At 55.5% G+C, this 20393-nt stretch carries 5 protein-coding genes; 4 read left to right on the forward strand and 1 reads right to left on the reverse strand.

All coding sequences use genetic code 11. The features are described from left to right. Positions 1-435 precede the first annotated feature (435 nt). The gene (locus tag R9X49_RS01215; RefSeq protein WP_319846897.1) at positions 436-15045 is read right to left on the reverse strand and encodes an Ig-like domain-containing protein; all 14610 of its coding nucleotides are present in this window, start codon (positions 15043-15045) and stop codon (positions 436-438) included. 711 nt (positions 15046-15756) lie between these two features. Between R9X49_RS01215 and R9X49_RS01220 the strand changes: the two genes are divergently transcribed. The 4 genes from R9X49_RS01220 to ppnP all read left to right on the forward strand — a co-directional run bounded on the left by R9X49_RS01220 (position 15757) and on the right by ppnP (position 20155). Continuing rightward, complete coding sequence (locus R9X49_RS01220; protein ID WP_319846898.1) at positions 15757-17403, forward strand: multidrug ABC transporter permease/ATP-binding protein; 1647 nt, start codon at positions 15757-15759, stop codon at positions 17401-17403. Between the two features lie 206 nt (positions 17404-17609). After that, positions 17610-18659 carry a type II asparaginase gene (locus R9X49_RS01225; protein WP_413775867.1) on the forward strand — a complete coding sequence of 350 codons (1050 nt, stop codon included), beginning with the start codon at positions 17610-17612 and terminating at the stop codon, positions 18657-18659. 553 nt (positions 18660-19212) lie between these two features. Then, positions 19213-19734 (forward strand): shikimate kinase AroL, encoded by a 522-nt coding sequence (gene aroL, locus R9X49_RS01230; protein ID WP_319846900.1) that lies wholly within the window; start codon positions 19213-19215, stop codon positions 19732-19734. 136 nt (positions 19735-19870) lie between these two features. Further along, positions 19871-20155, forward strand: a complete 285-nt coding sequence (gene ppnP, locus R9X49_RS01235; protein ID WP_319846901.1) for a pyrimidine/purine nucleoside phosphorylase — start codon at positions 19871-19873, stop codon at positions 20153-20155. Positions 20156-20393: the final 238 nt, after the last annotated feature.

Raw genomic sequence — 20393 nt, forward strand, 5'->3', positions numbered from 1 at the left:
ACTTTTTGTTTTAGTTCCTTTAAAGGAGGGATAGGGCGCGCTGGCAAAAATGCGTTAATACCCCTTCCTCTCACCCTCTTCGTCATATCTCTATGCTGCTGTTGAGGCTGTTTCGTGCGCGATAATGGCGCTATTTTTATGCTATTTCGTAGCACGCGCCCGACTCGGGACGGCTCAAACGCCGCTCGCCCCGAGACCCCAGGCTTTTGGCGGAAATTATGCCGCTACGCGGTGCCATCGTCGGTATCAGGTTTAACGGACCGCTTGCGACACGTTCCATACGTGGCGCAAGCTTTCGCCGCGTCCATGCGGCTTATCCTAAACCTACTATCTCCTCTGCATAATTTCTTACGCCGGATAACGACAAAATCCGCGTTGATCTCCGCATTTGTGTATAAGCAGCAGTCCTTGATCGAGCCAGCGCTTAAAACACCGTTACACCATATTGACGAGCAGGCCTTGCTGCACCAGTACATCTCCCAGGTTGTTGGCGCTATCCAGCGATGAATGGTGGTAGACGTCGAAGCGTTGGCCATCAATATCGCGCTGTCCTACCGTGCTCCAGACGCCTTCGCCTGGAATCAGGTTCACCTGATTCCCTTCTCCCCCAACGATCAGCAGATCATCTTCAGGTCGGTCGGTGACATTCAGGGCGCGGTCGAGATCCAGCGTGATACTGTTGGTGCCGTTTTGACCTAAATCGAAAATCTCCACGTTATCGATTTTAAGCCCCAACGCGGTGAGGTCCAGATTGAGCTCGGTGCCATCCAGAACCAGCGTATCGATGCCGTCACCACCGTCGATTTGGGTAAAGTCGAGCGTTGAAAGCGTAATAATGTCGTCGCCTTCTCCCCCTTCGACCTCCTCGCCCGTTTGCACACTGCCGTCGGCCAGATTGATAACGACGCCGCCGATGGCATAAACGCTGTTTTCCACTTCGGTGCTGGCGCTATTGTCGATGGCGTGTGTCTCGCTGAGCGTGGCAGCTGCCATTTTCGAGCTGACAGTAAGGGGTTGTACTTCGGCATTTTCCCCGGTGTCGAGCGGTTCGCTGGACAGCGAGGCCACCTGAACGAGACTGCTATCGTCAACATCCAACGCCATCATGCTCATCAGCGGTAACCCAAGGGAGATACCGGATGTTAATCCAGCGGATACCCCGGTGAAGTTACCCGCCTGATCGGTGACGGAGGCTTCAACCGCTGTTCCCAACAGCGCGGTCAAAATGGCTCCCACGTTGAAAACGTTGATGCCCAGTAGCGAGCTGCTGAAATGTGCGCTCCATTTGCCATCGGCACCGACGGTACCCTGTAGCGTCTGACCGAGCAGCGTGACAGTCACCTTGGCGCCTTGCTGCACGTAGCGCGAGGTTCCGCTGACGGTGACGCCGTTTGCCAGCAGGCCAACCGTGTTGCCAATCAGTGACCCCACCGCATCAATGCCCAACTGCGGTAGCTGGTGGGTTTTCACGATCACATTGCTACTGGTGTTATTGGTGTTGCCGTAACGGTCAGTGACGGTGACACCGACAGTCAGGTTGCCATCAAGGATGCTGGTCAGATTGGCACTCGGTACCGTGACGCTCCAGGTGCCGTTGCTGGCGACCGTGGCGTTGAGCACGAGTCCGCCCACGGTCAGCGTGATGCTACCGCCTGCTGCATTGGTCGTGGTTCCGCTGATGATCTGGTTTACGCCCGCTTCGGCCAGATTCAGATAACCGTCCCCGCCAAACAGAGAACCGAGGCTGACCGTTGGCAATGTGTGAACGCCTACGCCAATCGAAGCCCCTGCGCTGGCGCTTTTCCCTGCCGCGTTGGTCAGAGAGGCGCTGAGGGAGAGCGTGCCGTCAGTCAGGCTGTTGAGATCGAGTGAAGGCAGGCTGACTGACCAGCTACCGTTGCTTTGCACCACGGCAGAGTAGGTCTTGGTACCCAGCGAGATCTGGATAGTGGACCCTATCGCATTGGTACTGGTTCCGCTGATGACCTGACCCGCAGCAGCCTCGACTGCGTTGAGCAGACCGTCACCGCCAAAGAGCGGGTTGAGGGTCAGCGTCGGCTGGCCGTTAATCGCCACACTGATGTTACTGGCCTGCTGGCCAACGTTACCCGCCGCATCCACCAGACGGACGCCAACGCTCGTGACGCCATCCGTGAGGGCCTTCAGATCGAGGTTAGGAACCGGCAGGCTCCAGCTACCGTTTGCGCCGACCGTTGTGGTGTAGGTTTTGCTGCCCAGCGTGACGTTGATCGCCGTACCTGCCGACACATTGGTCGTTGTCCCGCTGATGGTTTGCGCGCTCAACAGGCTGGTAAGATCCAGCACGCCGTTGTTGAACAACGGATTAAGCGCGATCGTCGGCGGCAATATCGCGACGTTGAGGCCAGCGCTGACGCCGGTGCTGTTGCCTGCCGGGTCGGTCACTGTCGCGCTGACGGTGAGGTTGCCGTTAGCCAGCCCGGACAGCTGCAGCGGCGTGACGCTGGTGCTCCAGGTGCCGTCACTGCCGACCGTCGCGTTTAGCGTCAGGGTGCCGATGCGTATCACGACGGACGATCCCGCGACGGCGTTGGTGGTGGTACCGCTGATCGTCTGTGTCAGCGCGGCTTCTGCGGCATTGAGGAAACCATCACCGCCAAACAGCGAGCCAAGACTAATCGTTGGCAGGTTTTTGGCAATGATACCGATGGCGTTATTGATGGTGCCAATATTGCCGGAGGTATTGGTGATCGACACATTCAGTGTGGTGTTGCCATCGACCAGCGCGCTGAGGTCGGACGGTTGCAGCGTCAGGCTGAACGCGCCTCCCGCCCCGACCGTAGACAGGAAGGTTTTACCTGCCAGAGTAACCGCAACCTGCGATCCGACGCTGGCATTGGTGACCACACCGCTGATTGTTTGCGCCACCAGCGCTTCTGCCGCGTTGAGGAAGCCATCGCCGCCAAATACCGGATTCAGCGTAATCACTGGCTGGGCGAAATCGAATTTGATGCCAGCACTGCCAGTAGTGCTATTGCCTACGCTGTCTGTCGCGGTGGCGCTCACGGTGAAATCACCGCTGCCCAGCCCTTGCAGAATGCCCAATACGCTCGGGGTGACGGCAGCGCTCCACTTGCCATCGGAACCGACGGTGGCCGTGGCGATTTGTGAACCTGCAATGCTCAGCGTAATGGTTCTGCCAGCCAGACCAGTTGCTGTGCCGCTGAGGGTTTGGTTGACCAGCAGGTCGCCCAGATTCAGCAGGCTGTCGCCAAAGACTGGGTTCAGCGTAATACTCGGTAAGTTCTTGATGACCGTCGGGACGTTCACTATCTGGCTGGCGGTGTTGCCTGCGTAATCGGTGACCACAACGCCCAGCGCCAGCGTGCCATCCTGCAAGGCCTGCAAGTCGAGGGCAGGAACGGACAGGCTCCAGGCTCCGCCTGCACCGACGGTAATCCCGGTGTAAAGCTTGGTGCCCAGCGTCACACTGACCGTCGCCCCTAGTGCCACGCTGCCGCCGCTAACGATACCGCTGATAATCTGGCTGGTAGTAACATCCGCGGCATTCAGTGCGCCATCCGCGAAGGCCACAACAGAATTAATGGTCGGCGAGGATTTCAATACATCAATATTGACCAGTTGATTCTTCACGTTGCCATGTGAATCGATGATGTCGACGTTAACCGCCAACAGGCCATTGCTCAGGCCTGTGAGCAGGTTCGGGGAAAGGGCGACGCTCCAGGCACCGTTGGCACCGACGGTGCCTTCCACCGTATTGCCCAACACGGTGACCTGTACTTTCGCGCCCAGATAGTTGCCGGTCGCGTTACCGCTGATAACCTGAGTGACCAGTGATTCAGCCAGATTGAGGATGCCATCGTTACCGAAGATGTCCGTAATACCTGCGCCGAGCGTCTTGTTCAGCGCGACGTCCAGCGTGACATCAAGGTGGGCGGTATTGCCTGAGGTGTCGGTCAGCGTCACGCCGATGACCTGCGGCCCGTCGATCAGGTTTTGCAGGTTGGCGGACAGCACCGGAATCGTCCATTTGCCGTCGGAACCGACGGTTGTCGTGCCCGTCAACGGCCCGGCGGTTAACGTGACGGTAGCCCCGACTTCGCCTGTACCGGTGATCGCTGCGCCCGCCACGGCTTCAGCCAGCGTCAGGATATTGTCATCGAACAGTGTCACGCTGAGCAGTGGAATACCCGTATCGACGGTAACGATCTGCGTATCCGTGGTGGTATTTCCTGCTCTGTCCGCGAGCGTCGCGGTAATGGTATGGCTACCATCGGACAACTGTGCCAGATCGGCAGCAGGTACACTCACACTCCAGGTGCCGGTGGCGGAAACCTGAGCCGTGTAGGTTTTTCCATTCAGCACCACGCTGACGAGCTGCCCGGCCTCCGTGGTAGAGGCTGTCCCCGTAATCGTCTGGGCGGTACTGGCTTCCGTCCCCCCCAGTACGTTATCACCCGCAAAAGCCTCGATATTTAATGTCGGCGCGATGGTATCGACCAGTACTGTTCGCGTGAGCGTTGCATCAAGCGACGTCGCGGTGATATTGACGTTGCCTTGCGTGGTGAAATAGACGCTGGCGGGAATGGTGGTGCTCCAGAAGCCATTGGCGTCAGTGATGGCGACAAGTGGCGAGCTGCCGATGTTGACCGATACTACCGTATTACTTGAAGAGGGGCCGATAGATCGCCCTGAGATAGTGATATTACCGTTGATTTCACTGGCGTTAATGATGTTGTCGCCTGCTATTGGGTCGATCACCATAACGATAGGCGGTGGTGTCAGATTGACGTTGAATCCCACATTGGCTTGTGTCGCCGGATTACCCGCTTTATCCGTCGCATCGGCGGTGATGGTGTACGTCGTATTTGCCAGCGCTTGCAGTGCAGCAGAAGGGATGGTGACGCTCCAGGTGCCGCCAGCGAGAATTTTTGCCGTGTAATCGACGTTATTCAGCCTGACGGTCACGTTTTGCCCCACTTCCAACCCGGTGGCGGTGCCGCTGATGGTCTGCGTGGTGCGGCTTTCCGCATAGTTGAGGCCATCCAGCCCGGCAAAGGCGGTAATTGCCAGCGTCGGTGAGGCCTGCACGGCAAGGATTGCCTGAGAATTCAGCGTAGCGCTGTTGCCCAGACTATCCGTTGCCGTGATGACGATATTGTGCGTTCCGTCGGCAAGCAGACTGAGTTGCGTTGGCGTCAACGTGGCTGTCCATACGCCTCCGCTAAGCTGTGTGACGAGCGGTTGTCCGCCAAATGTGACCGTTACGTTTACGGCATCCCCCGCGTTACCGCTAAGCGTTCTGCCTGCCAGCGTTGCGGCTTCTGCGATACTCAGGTAGCCGTCATCAAACGGGGTATTCAGCGTGATGGTGGGTGGCGTGAGATCGCTGGTAAAGGTGATGGGGGTAGAACCGGTGTTGCCGGCTGCATCAACGGCCGTCACCGTGATGGTATGTTGACCGTCAACCAGCGAATTCAACGCATTCGGAGGCAGCGTCACTGACCAGTTGCCGGCATTATCCACCGTCGCGGTATAGCGAATACCGTTGAGATCGATCTCCAGTTTAACGCTTTGCCCGTTGCCGCCAATCTGCGTGCGGCCAGAGAACGTCAGTGCAGATGCCGCTTCGGTGCCGCTCAGAATATTATCAATGCCAAACGGTATCACATCGATAATCGGGGCAGGCAGCGTTTGCGCCGAACTGACATCGAGTGAGGCGCTGGTGCTGGTATTGCCGACCCAGTCGGTGACCTTGACGCTAATGCTGTAGTTGCCTTCGGTGAAGATCGCCAAATCGGCAAGGCTCAGCTCTCTGGACCAGCCGCCTAAGCCGTCCGCGGTGGCCGTAAAGGTGGTGTCTACCAGCGTGGCTTTATTGGTCACCGTCACGATGACTTCCTGACCCGCGCTGGTAATACCGGTTTTACCGGTTAATGTCTGGATGGCCTGAATTTCAGTCGCGTTAAGAATGCCGTCGCCAAACGGCAGGTCCAGCGTTGCCGCAGGCAGAGTAGTGGTCAGCACATTCGCCGTAGCCGCTGCGGTACTGGTGTTACCCGCAGAGTCGGTCACCGTAACGGTGAAATTCACGGTGCCATCCGGCAGGTCGATCAGCGTCTGGCGGTCCAGCGATAATGACCAACTGCCGTCGGCATTGACCGTGGCGGGGAGGCTTGTACCGTTAATGCTGACCGACACGGTTTGCCCCACGTTGCTGGAGAGCCCCGTTTGCCCGGACAGCGTCGCGCCTGGCTGCGCATCAGCCAGACTCAGTTTGCCATCGCCGAACGGGGTATCCAGCGAAGCGACAGGCACGCCCACAATGATGCTGGAGAACGTACCGCTTCCTGTTCCGATATTGCCCGCATGATCCGTGACGGTCACGTTGATGGTGTGTGTGCCATCGCCGAATGCCGACAAATCGGCAGCAGGTAACGTCACACTCCACTGTCCGTTTGCCGCGACTGTTGCGCTGTAGGTGGTGGTTATCGTGCCGTTGGTAACGGAAACTGACACGCTCTGGCCAGGATCGATGAGCCCCGTTGTGCCCGTCAGCAGTTGGTCCACCGTGCTTTCTGCCTGATTTAGCACGCCGTCAACAAACGGTGTCGCGATACTGATGGCGAAATTGGTGTGGATGACGACATCCAGCGTGCCGCTTGCACTACCGGTATTGCCCGCGCTGTCTGTGACCGTCGCGCTGACCTGCACGTTGCCATCTGCCAGAATACTAAGTGCATTGGCCGGAATGGTGGCGCTCCACAGGCCGCCCGCGAGCGTCACGCCTGTTACGGTGTAAGCCCCGATCGTGACCTGAATCGCTGCCCCGACGGGCAGATTGGTGTAGGTGCCGCCGATGGTCGTTTCCGCCGCCAGTTCCGCGCTGGTAAGGACATTGTTGTCATAGAGCGCATTCAGCGTCAGCGTGGGGAGCGACTGCGTTTTTAGCGTGATATCAATGCTGCTCGTGCTGGCATTTCCTGCGCCGTCGGTCACGCTCGCTTCAAGCGTCTTCACGCCGTCGCCCAACGCCAGCAGATCGTTCGCCGTAATGGCGATTTGCCAGATGCCGTTGCTATCGGCGACGGTGCTATAGACTGCTGTACCGACTTTGATGGTGATCAGAAGGCCCGCCTCGCCCTTGCCGCTTAACGGGAGCCCAGCCAGCGCGTCTGCCAAACCGATATCGCTGGTGTCAACCAGCATATCGATAGACAGCAGCGGTGGGACAGTATCGACCGTAAACGGATGGGTTGCCGTGGCGGGGTTTTGCGCGATGTCACTGACCGTCGCGGTAACATTCTGATTGCCCTGCGGCAGATTTTGCACATCGCTAGCGGGAACGGTCGTGCTCCAGCTACCGTCAGCACCAACGGTTGCCAGATAGGTTTTGTTATTCAGCGTCACCGTGACGCGCTGTCCCACCTGAACATTTGTTGTTGAGCCAGAGATGAGCAGGTCGGACTGCGTATCCTGCGCGCTGACGACATCGTTACCAGACAGGGTTGCGATGGTGATACCGGGTAGGTTAGCGGCATCGGTGATGACGGTGATGTTATGCGTCGCCGAACCGGGGTTACCACTCACGTCCGTCACGCTGGCGCTGACGGTTTGTTTACCGTCAGGGATGTTGCCCACATCCGTTGCGGGAACCTGTACGCTCCAACTGCCATCGGCCCCCACGGTGGCGAAGTAAATTCCACCGTTGAGGGTGATGGTCACTTGCTGGCCCTGTTCCACATTCTGGCTGCTGCCGCTGATGGTTAACGGCTGGCCCGATTCGGCCAGATTGAGGTAATCATCGGTCGACAGCGTTGCTATCGTCAGGGTCGGCGCTTTAGCGGGGTCGGTATCCAAAACAATCGAGTGGCTAACGGTACCGGTATTGCCCGCGGCATCGGTCAGGGTTGCCGTAATTGCTGTAACGCCATTCGGCATGTTTTGCAGGTCGCCGGCGGGCACGGTGACGCTCCAGGTGCCATCGGCCTGTGCCAGCCCCTGATAGATCTGCCCGTTGATGGTGACGTTAACAATAATAGGACGGCCGCTGTCGTTGATGGGCGACGTACCGCTGATCACCACTGGCTGCAGGCTTTCCGCGATGTTGATGATATCGTCAGTGCCAATTGGGTTAATGGTCAGCACTGGTGGGGTCAAATCAACGAATGCGCTGCCCTGAACGGTGGAGGTATTGCCAGCCACATCGCTGACGGTAACGGAAATGTTGAGCAGGCCGTCTGCCAGTGCGGTCAGAACGGATGATGGCAGTTGGAGACTCCAGTTGCCGCTGCCGTCAACCGTACCAGCATAGACCGTGGTTCCGATGGTAATACTGACGGTTTGTCCCGCTCCACGGAGGCCTGTTGTACCGTAGAGTGTCTGCCCGCCCTGTGCGTCGCTGAGATTCAGATAACCGTTGCTGAATGGCATATGCAGCGAGGCCACCGGTGGGTTATGGATGCTGACGCCCAGTTGCTGTGTCCCCGACAGGGCATTACCCGCCTGATCGACCGCTGTAACGTTAACCGTGATAATACCATCCCCCAGCACTTGCAGATCGCCAGGCTGAATGGTGGCGCTCCAGGTTCCGTCTGGCTGTACCTGAACGGTATAGGTTTTCCCGTTAAGTATGACGTTGACGTCCGTGCCAGGCGCGACGTTGACGGCACCGCCGTTAATGGTTATGCCGCTTGCCGCTTCCTGCACATTTAGCTGGTTATCCCCGGTAATTGGCGCAATAGACAGGCCGCTTGCATTGGTATTCACCGTCACGATGCTGCTGGATGTCGCGGTATTGCCGGAGATATCGCTCACGCTGACGGTGATCGTCTGGCTGCCGTTAGCCAGCAGAGCCATGTCAGCATCCGAGATCGTTGTGCTCCAGTTCCCGTTCGACAGAACTTGCGCGGTATACGGTTTGCCGTTGAAGCTAATCGTCACCGTTTGGCCTTGCTCAACGTTTTTACTGGTGCCGCTGAGCACCTGACTGACCCGGACTTCCGCTCCGTCAATAATGTTGTTGCCGGCGAAAGTCCCAATCGTGACGACTGGTGCGTTGAGCGGGCTGGCATCGACGACAATGGCCTGTGTTGTGGTCGTGGTATTGCCTGCGGTATCGGTCAGACGTGTCACAAGACTGTAATTGCCATCGGACAGATTGCTCAGATCGGCTGACGGAATGGTGATGCTCCAGGTGCCGTCACTGCCGACAGTGCTGCTGTAGGTTTTGCCGTTCAGCGTTGTGGTAACGGTTTGCCCCGCGCTGGACGGTGAGGCGGTGCCGGTTAGCAACTGGCTGCTTTGCACCTCGGTGCTATTCAGAATGTTGTCGGTAGCAAAGTTACCCGTCGCCAACGTAGGCGGCGTGCGAGCCACGGTAATGTTGCTGGTTAGCGTGCTGCTGTTTCCGGCCGCGTCGCTGACGCTAACCTGCAATGCCGTGGTGCCGTTTGGCAGATTTTGCAGGCCATTTACAGGCAGCGAAATCGTCCAGTTACCTGCTGTATCAACCACTCCTGTGTACGTCACGCCGCCGAGGGTGGCGGTGACGGTTTGCCCTGGTGAGGCGATACCCGTTGTACCGCTGAGCGTCTGGGTAACACCAGCCTCTGCGGCATTGAGAATACCGTCGCTGAACGGCGTGTTCAGCGTCAGCGTCGGGCTACTGTGGGTGAACACATCGATCGTACGACTGCCGCTCAACGCGTTTCCTGCGCTGTCTACCGTTGTTACGGTGAGGGTTGTGTTGCCGTCGGCCAGCGCGCTGACATCCGCCGCTGATACGGTGATGCTCCAGGAACCGTTCGGCTGTACGACGCCGTCGTAGCTTTTCCCGTTCAGCATGATCGTCACGGTGGTGCCTGCCGCCACGTTCTGGCTGCTGCCGTTAACGATCAGGTCTTGTGCGACTTCGAGTTGATTTAGTTTGTCGTCACCCGCGACGGTATCGATGGCAATGCCGCTCAGAGAGGTATTCACTGTAATCGTCTGGCTGAGCGTTGCCGGGTTACCGCTGGCGTCGTTGACGCCGATCGTGACGGTATGCGTACCCTGTGCCAAATGAATGAGATCGACAGACGGCACGCTGACACGCCATTGACCATTGCTGTCAACCGTTGTGGTGTAGGTGTTATCGCCGAGCGTCACGGTAACGCGCTGCCCTGCCTCGACATTCAGGCTACCGCCGCTGATGATTTGCGCGACGTTGATTTCACCGCCGTCGATGATGTTATTGAGCGCGATGGCGTTGACGGTGAGCAGAGGCAGGTTGGCCGGGCTGGCATCCAGCGTTAATGCTCCGGTACTGGTGGTGCTGTTGCCTGATGCGCCGGTCAAGGTTGCCGTCACGGTGTAGTTACCGTCAGCCAGCGCCTGAAGGTCGGCGGTGGGAATCGTGGTACTCCAGCTACCGTCAGGTTGAATCTGCGCCTGATAATTTTTATTGTTAATCGTAACGGTGACAGTGCGACCCGCGTCCGACTGTAGCGCATTACCGGAGATCGTTTGATCGTTCAGGCTCTCGGCGGCGTTGATGATACCGTCATTGGTCAACGGTCTCAGCGTCAGAACGGGGAGAGCCAGATCGACGGTAATATCGCGGGTGATCTCTATGCTGTTACCCGCAGTGTCCGTCGCCTCTACGTGGAGAGTCTGTACGCCGCTCGGCAGAAGTTTCAGATCGGCGGCGGGAAGCGCTGCACTCCAGTTTCCCTGATTATCCACGGTGGCGGCATAGGTTTTGCCATTTAGCGTAATGATGACACTTTGGTTGCCTCCGACAATCCCGGTTTTCCCTGTCAGGTTCTGCCCACTGGCGGCTTCGATGATGTTCAGTATGCCGTCGCCGAAAGGCTGGTTAATTGTTGGCTGTGGCAGGTTATTAATATGGATATCAATATCGCGGCTGGCAGTAACAGGAACATCACCGGGGTTGGCGACGCTGGCAGTAATGGTTGCCGTGCCATCCGGTAAGGCGAGCATGTCGCTACTTTCAACAGTGACGCTCCAACTGCCGTTTGCGGCAATCGTACCGATATAGGTCTTGCCGTTGAGTGTAACGGTAACGCTTTCTCCCGGAGTCACGTTGACCGTTGAGCCTGAAATTGTCAGCGGTTGTGACGCTTCGAGGCGGTTGAGCTGGTTATCCAGTGCGACAATGCTGATGGAGATGCTGTCATTATCCATATCAACATTGGACCAGTTCTCGTGGCTTCCCGAGTTTCCTGCCTGATCCGCGACCTGTGCGGTAATGGACACGGTACCTTCAGAGAGCTGCGCCATGTCCGCGGCGGGGATTTCCACACTCCAGTTTCCACCGCTCTTGATCGTGGCGAAGTAGAATTTTTTGTTGAGAAGAATGGTGGCGATCTGGCCGGTTTCCACATTCGAGCTGGTGCCTGTTAGCCACTGGCTGACTTTGAGATCGGCCGCGGTGATGATGTTATTCTCATTGACGAAGGCGTTAACGAAGATCGTTGGCTGGAATGCCGGATCCGCACTGAGCTCAATGGATTTTTCGACGCTGACGGTATTGCCAACTGCATCGGTTAGCGACGCTGACAGTTTGTAGTTGCCATCGGCCATGCCGCGCAGGGCGGCTGTAGGTAAGTTGATACTCCAGTTGCCATCGCTACCGACAACGCCGGTATAGAACTGCCCATCGAAAGTGATAACGACAGTACGACCTGCTTCGCTGATTGAGGCGGTACCGTTGACGGTCTGGTTGCTTTGCGATTCGACCAGATTGATGGTGTCATCGCCGGCAATAGTGCCGATGGTCAGGGTTGGAGCGGTGAAGTCGGTATGGCTGACAAATGTTTTACCCGCCTGATTGCCTGCTGCATCCTGAGCAGTGACCAGCAGCGTGTTATCACCTTCTGGCAGTTGCTGGAGATCGGCCGCAGGGACGGTGACTTTCCAGTTACCTGCGGTATCGACCGTTCCAGTATAAGATTTCCCGCCGAGGGATAAGATGACCGTCTGTCCTGCGCCGCTGACGCCGGTGTGACCGGTAATCGTCTGGCTAACCAGCGCTTCTGTGCCGTTGAGTGAACCATTGCCGAACGGCGTATCAATCGTCGGCTGTGGCAGCGTATGAATATGTACGCCTAGCGTCTGTGCGTCGGTGACAGCCGCGCCTCCCGCCACCGTCACGCTGGCGGTTAAGGTCGCATTGCCATCTGACAGAAGCTGGAGGTCGGCGCTGGGGATTTGCAGCGTCCAACTGCCGTCTGCGGCAACGGTGGTGGTGTAGTTTTTCCCGTTCAGCGTAACGGTCACCGTTTGCCCCGCAGGGACATTGGCGGTATTTCCGCTGATCGCCAGCGGTTGCAGGGATTCTGCCCGGCTTAACAGGTTATCGCTGGCGATAATGTTGATGGCGATGCTGTCGCCAGATTTATCAACGTTGATACTCTGGCTTCCGCTCGCGGCGTTGCCTGCTTTGTTGCTCACGTTAACGCTAATGCTGTGCGCGCCATCCGCCAGCAAGGCGATATCTGCGGTTGAAACGTTGATGCTCCAGACACCGCCGGATTGCACGGTGGCAAGATAGGTTTTCCCATTCAGGCTAATGGTGACAACCTGCCCCGCCTCAACGTTGGTGGTGGTCCCGCTTAATTGCTGGCTGACTTTTGCTTCTGCGCCATCAATGACGTTATCGTCCGCGAAGTTATTGATGGTAATGGTTGGAGCCGTGGTTGCGCCGCTGTCGATGGTCAGTGGACGGGTTACCGTTGTGGTGTTGCCTGCGGCGTCGGTCAGCGTAACGGTCAGGTTATGGTTCCCGTCCGCGATAGCCACCAGATCGGCCGTTGGCAGCGTGATGCTCCAGTTTCCGTCGTTGCCGACGGTGGTGGTATAGGGTTTGTCATTCAGCGTAACAGTGACCGTGCGACCGGCTTCGCTGAGCGATGCCGTTCCGCTGACCACCTGATTGACGGCCAGTTCTGCACCGTTGAGGACATCGTCCTGCGCGATAGCGGAGACGTTGAGCGTCGGCGGCGTTGTATCAACGCTGATGTTCTGCGTTACGGTGGTTTCGTTGCCTGCGATATCGCGGACAACAATCTCCAGCACGCTGATGTTGTCTGATGGCAGACTTTGCAGGACGTCTTTGGGGATCGTCACCGTCCAGTTCCCGTTGGCATCTACCGTTCCGGTAACGTAATTCCCACCGATCGTCAGACTGACGGTTTGTCCTCTGCCGCTAATCCCGGTTTCCCCTTTGATGACCTGATCCTGCGCGGCTTCGGCTGCGTTTAATACGCCGTCGGTGAAAGGCGGTGTCAGCGTGATGGAAGGGAGGGTATTGATGTGTACATCCAGCGTGTGGTTGACGGTGACGGTATTACCACTGACTCCCTGGACGCTGGCAGTCAGGGTGTTGCTGCCGTCTGACAGCAGAAGCAGGTCGGCGCTGGGGATATCCACAGACCATTTGCCGTCTGTCCCCGTTGTGGTGGTGTAGGGTTTTCCGTTCAACGTCACCGTGACGGTTTGGCCTGCGGCGACGTTGGCGGTGGTCCCGTTGATCGTCAGCGGTTGTCCTGCTTCCACGGCATTCAGGCGGTCATCTGCTGAGACGATGCTGATGTTGACTGCTTCGGCGTTAGTGTCCACCGTGATGGTTTGCGGCGGCAGCGTGGTGGTGTTGCCTGCTTTATCTGTTAATGACGCCACCAGATTGTAGGTACCGTTAGTCAACGCCTGCATGTCGCCGGAGGGAATGAACACACTCCATGAACCATCGCTTCCTACCGTTGTTGTGTAGGTCGTGCCGTTAAATGTCACCGTCACGGTCTGGCCGACATCCGACAGGGAAGCGGTACCGGAGACAGACTGTGAGGATTGCAGTTCATCGGCGGTGATCAGGTTGTTGCCGGTAAACGGCGACAGGGACAGCTCCGGCGGTGTGGTGTCGACAATGATGGTGCGGTTGACCACGGTGGTATTGCCGGCGCTATCGCTAATCGTGAACGACATCGCGTGTTCGCCTTCGCTCAGTGCACGAAGGTCTGTGGCCGGTACGGTCAGGGTCCAGTTACCCGCGGCATTAATGGTCGTGGTATAGGTTTTCCCATTGAGCGTGATAGTGACGTTCTGACCCGCTTCCCCCGTTCCGTTCAGGACCTGGCCGTTTGCCAGCTCTCCTACGGTGAGGTAATTGTCGCCCGTAAATTTATCCACGGTTAAATTCGGCGGCAGGGTATCAATGGTGAGATCGACAGTTTTCTCATGGACGACGCCGTTCGCACCCGGCACGCTCACTTTTAATGCGTAAATGCCGTCTTGCAGTCCGGTAAACGCATCTGCTGGCAGCGTAAAGCGCCAACTGCCGTCGGCTGCAATGCTGGTGGTGTAAACCACGCCGTTCAATGTGATGGTGACGGTTTGCCCCGCGCTGACGCCAGAGGTTTTCCCGCTGAGGACGTGAGATTGGCCGATCTCCGTACGGTTCAGACTGTTATTTCCGGCAAAGGGATCAACGGTTAAAGGTTCTGGCTGTGCCGGTGGTGTCGTATTGTTGTCATTGCTTGATGAGGCAACGGCGACTGCGATCCCCGCGACAGCGGCTCCGCCGACGGCGACAGCCCCCAGAATGCTGCCTAGCGTGGCTGTCGATAGCGTGCTGGTAGTGGTACTACCAATCAGCAATGACGTCATGTCGCCCAGCGTGGAGTATTCTGGCGTAAGCGCAACGGCTTCTGCTGCAAGTGCGGCTCCTTCAGCCGCCGCTGCACCCGAGAACTGCGCATGGATGAGACGGGTACCATCGTCAAAAACCAGCTCGCTGTGATAACCGGCTGCATCCAGTGTGAAGAAGCTTTCATAGCGGACGGTGGTACCGTCTTTCATGTGCAAGATAAGATCGTTGCCGACGCGCTCATAGCGAGAGACCATATCTGGCGTGCCATGGATTCGAACGGTGCTGCTTTCCAGTAGTTCGACGTTTCTCGTACCCTGTGGAACGTTTTCTATGAACTGGCCATTCTGGCGCGACAGGATATTCACATTTCCAGCAATAACATTCATATCTGACATGAAATAGCCTCTTACTTATCATCTACAACCATTGTCTGGATACATCCCCCGGCAGATCGATTCGGCAACGGGAGTGTATAGGTATATGTGCAACCAAAAATGGTGCACAAAAACAGGCCTGGTTTAGAAAACAGTAAAGTATGGCTAATTTGAGTACTGCGTAGGCCCCTTTCCATAGGGAATCTGCACGGTATGAGATTTGTCCGATTCTTGATATTTATAGGTGCGGCTTAACTAAAAATCCAACTTTTTTGAAATGTTTTGAAAATAAAAAGTATGACAATATTCTTACGTATTAAATGGCTTAGCAGTATTACCCTTCTTTATTAATAGTTACCACACTAATTATCATGTTTAATTACCATCACTTAGTGTTCATGATGACGTGATACTACGTTTTTTGTGCGTTTTTTGTGCGGAAGGCTCAGATAACTCACCGCACAGGGGAAAGTGTTATCTTTATTGTTTGTGTCAATTTGTGTTTATTGTTATTAGGAGGGGAAACGGGCATCAACGATGCGTGTCACCGATGAAATGATAACTAATCGTGATAATTCATCATGGTTTCTAATGCGTTGTGCTGACGAGGCTGGATGGGGAACTTGGGGATAGGGCGTCTGGCGTAACGCTCGATATGAGAATTATTCTTGATATCACAGTCACCACCATTAAACTGCGGGCGATTGTTTTCAGCATAGAGACCAGGTTGTTATGGAGTTGCTCCGCATTGTTTACCAACAATACCGTTGGCCATTTCTTGCCGTTATCCTGTTAAGTTTGTTGAGTGCCGCGTTGGGCATTGGACTGATTGCCTTTATCAACCTGCAATTGATTGAAACGGTCAATCAATCGTTGAGCGTATTGCCGCAGTTTCTGGGCTTGCTGCTGCTCCTGATGGGGGTGACGCTGGTGTCGCAACTGGCGTTGACCACGCTAGGACACCATTTCGTTTATCGTCTGCGCGGGCAGTTTATCAAGCGTATTCTGGACACCAACATTGCGCGTATTGAGCAGATCGGCAGTGCGCAACTGCTTGCCAGCCTGTCCAGCGATATCCGCAATATCACGATTGCGTTTGTGCGTCTGCCGGAGCTGATTCAGGGCATTGTGCTCACCATCGGTTCAGCGGTTTATCTTGCCTGGCTCTCCCCGAAAATGCTGGTGGTAACGTCCGTTTGGATTGCGATAACGCTCTGGGGCGGTTTTATGCTGGTTTCCCGCGTGTATAGCCATCTCACTAAGGTGCGGGAAGCGGAAGATCGTCTTCAGAAAGATTACGAAACCGTGATTAACGGGCGTAAAGAACTCACGCTCAATCGTGAGCGGGCGCAGAAGCTGTATGAAGACATTTATCAGGCCAATGCGCAGGATTACCGAGAGAACGTGATTCGTGCTGACACCTTCCACCTCAGCGCGGTGAACTGGTCGAATATTATGATGCTGGGCGTGATTGGCGCGGTCTTTTTCATGGCAAACAATCTCGGCTGGGCGGATACCAATGTTGCCGCGACGTATTCACTGACGCTGCTTTTTTTACGCACGCCGATGCTACAGGCCGTTGGCGCACTGCCGACGCTGCTGAGTGCGCAAGTTGCGTTTAATAAGCTGAAACGTTTTGATTTGGCGGATTATCAGGAGCCGTTTCTCGCTGCGATTGCCCCTGCGGATTGGCACACGCTGGAACTGCGTGACGTGGTGTTTCGCTATGACAATTCCGGGTTTGAAGTCGGACCGATCAATCTGGTGATAAAGCGCGGCGAACTGGTGTTTCTGATTGGTGGTAACGGAAGCGGAAAATCTACGCTGGCGATGCTGCTTACTGGGCTTTATACCCCGGTTTCCGGCTCGTTGCTGCTGGATAACCGCCCCGTTACGGCAGAAACGCGAGAGGATTACCAAAAGCTATTCTCTGCCATTTTTACCGATTTCCACCTGTTCGGGCAGATGATGGGCCCGCAGGGAACGGAACCGGATACGGCGCTGGTCGACAGCTGGCTGGATCGCCTGAACATGCGGCATAAGCTGACGCTGGAGAATCATCAGGTGATGAACTTACAGCTTTCTCAGGGGCAGCGTAAACGTGTTGCGCTGCTGCTGGCCGTCGCCGAACAGCGGGACATCTTACTGCTGGATGAATGGGCGGCCGATCAGGATCCGCAATTCCGCCGTGTGTTCTATCTTGAGCTGTTACCGCAATTGCGTGCATTGGGGAAAACGATTGTGGCGATCAGCCATGACGATCACTACTTTGAACATGCCGATCGCCTGCTTGAAATGCATCAGGGAACGCTGTCTGAGCTGACGGGAGCCGCGCGTGAACAGGCCTCGCAGGATGCCGTGGCACAGATTAGCCGGTAGCGTAAATCAGCGCGGCGGAATGCCGCGCTGTGAGGGATCACACACCGTTAATATGAAGTTTTACAGGCATATATTAATCCGTTGAATTCTGGGGCATTATAAGCGCCAATGTTGGCAGGCTGCCAACAGAGTTGAGGTTTTTTACTTACAGATCAGGCACCTGACGTATCTGATCTGCCACTTAACTCAATAAGTTGGTATATGTTATGAAAAGGATGTTTAACGCATTATTCGTTGTTGTTTTTGTTTGTTTTTCGTCTCTGGCAAATGCGGCAGAAAACCTACCTAACATTGTCATTCTGGCAACGGGCGGTACGATTGCGGGTTCCGCAGCGGCCAACACGCAAACCACGGGGTATAAAGCGGGTGCGTTGGGCGTAGAGACGCTGATTCAAGCGGTGCCAGAGCTGAAAACGCTTGCCAATATTTCAGGTGAGCAGGTTGCCAGCATCGGTAGTGAAAATATGACCAGCGATGTTCTGCTGAAGCTGAGCAAGCGTGTGAACGAGCTGCTGGCACGCAGCGATGTTGATGGCGTGGTGATTACACACGGTACGGATACGCTCGACGAATCGCCTTACTTCCTGAACCTGACGGTGAAGAGTGACAAGCCTGTGGTCTTTGCTGCGGCGATGCGTCCGGCAACGGCCATCAGCGCCGACGGCCCAATGAACCTGTACGGTGCGGTAAAAGTTGCAGCGGATAAAAATTCCCGCGGCCGTGGGGTGATGGTGGTGCTGAATGACCGTATCGGTTCTGCCCGTTTCATCAGCAAAACCAACGCTTCTACGCTGGATACCTTTAAAGCGCCGGAAGAAGGTTATCTGGGTGTGATTATCGGTGACAAAGTTTACTACCAGACTCGCCTGGACAAAATCCACACCACGCGTTCCGTATTTGACCTGACCAACGTAGATAAATTGCCTGCTGTCGACATTATTTATGGCTATCAGGACGATCCAGAATACATGTATGACGCAGCCATCAAACACGGCGTAAAAGGCATTGTGTATGCGGGGATGGGCGCCGGTAGCGTATCTAAACGCAGTGACGCAGGCATCCGTAAAGCGGAAAGCAAAGGCATTGTGGTTGTACGTTCCAGCCGTACCGGTAGCGGTATTGTACCACCGGATGCAGGCCAGCCTGGTCTGGTTGCCGATTCTCTGAGCCCGGCTAAATCACGTATTCTGTTGATGCTGGCGCTGACGAAAACAACAAATCCTGCGGTAATTCAGGACTACTTCCACACGTATTAATCGCCTGAGCGGTTTATAGTGTGGTAGCCCCGCCTTTAAACGCGGGGCTTTTTATACCCGTTATACTTCAAGCTGCATGTGCGTTGGCGTCGTTACTCGGCACACTGGCGTGTACCTCGCCCCGTTGGGGCCGCTGCAAGCAGCGTTCAAACCTGCCTCTGGTAGGTTTGTCAGTCACCCGAATCACTTACTTGAGTAAGCTCATCGGGATGCCCTCGCTCGCCGCATTACGAGACTCATAAATGAGCCTCGCCCTAGCGGGTCAACGCTTTGCGTTGTTCAAAACGCTAACGTTTTGTCCTGCAACTCGAATTATTTAGGGTATATTTCCTGTCATCCCATTTTTACTTTTAGTTATTCAACTTTTCGTTTCCACTGAGAAGTCACTTCCCTCTCTGTTGATTTTATCGGTATGATTCAGCCCACGACAAAGCAGGTAATCACCCCCATTTATCTTTGATACCCGAAATAGTTCGAGTTGCGGGACAGTCGACGTACGTGCAGCTTGAGGTATGACAGGGCGGGTGAGTAAAGAAGAAGGATACGTCATTACATGACACACCCCATTTTTATGGTTGGTGCCAGAGGCTGTGGGAAGACCACCGTCGGGCATCAGCTGGCGCAGGCGTTGGGATATGACTTTGTCGACACCGACCTGTTTATGCAGCAGACCACCAATATGACGGTGGCTGATGTGGTCGCGCAGGAAGGATGGCATGGATTCCGCCAGCGTGAAAGTCTGGCGCTCCAGCAGGTGACATCTAACCGCTGCATCGTCGCGACGGGCGGCGGTATGGTGCTTGCGGAAGCCAACCGACGCTTTATGCACGATAAAGGCACCGTTATTTACCTGCATGCGGATGCGGAGCTGCTGGCCCAGCGCCTGGAAGAAAACCCGCAGGATAACCAGCGGCCCACGCTGACCGGCCGTCCTATCGCGGAGGAGATGGCCGATGTCCTGGCTGCGCGCGAGGCGCTTTATCGCGGTGTCGCGCACCACGTTATCGATGCATCGCAGTCGCCGGAAGCGATTGTGGCAAGCGTATTGAAGGCGCTGCGCTTGTCGGCTGCATAGAAGATGACCGGACACTGGCAAAATAATCACCAGTCAGTGTTACCGAACACTAACTTTCAATGAATAGATCGTGACAGTGGCGCGACTCTCCTTTTAAGATGAATTTTCTGAATTTTTCGACGATAGGTGCCGCGCTATGCTGAATGTAAATGAGTATTTTGCAGGGAAGGTAAAATCAATCGGTTTTGAAGGCGACGGCATTGGCCGCGCGAGTGTCGGCGTCATGGATGCGGGTGAATACACGTTTGGAACCTCGCAGCCGGAAGAAATGACGGTCATCACCGGGGCATTGAAAGTACTGTTGCCAGGCGCGCCGGATTGGCAGGTTTTCACTCCGGGAGAAACGTTTTTCGTTCCGGGAAAAAGTGAGTTCAATTTGCAGGTAGTCGAACCGACCTCTTATTTGTGTAAATACCTGTAATTTATCCTCTCCTTATCAATGAAATGAAAGTGGCTTTCCGTGATGAATGGAAAGCCACTTTTTTATTACCCCGCTATTTTTTGATTCGTCATACGCTGTCGTTTTCTTCTCATAACAGTAATCATTAATTCCATATATGAGCTGCTTTATTTAATTTCGTTTATTAATTAATAATACGAAAGAATGGCGAATTTATTAGGAATTATCCCTGATTTGTTAAAATTCAATAAATAATGTA

It is taken from the genome of Pectobacterium carotovorum, from assembly GCF_033898505.1.
GTDB lineage: Bacteria > Pseudomonadota > Gammaproteobacteria > Enterobacterales > Enterobacteriaceae > Pectobacterium > Pectobacterium carotovorum_J.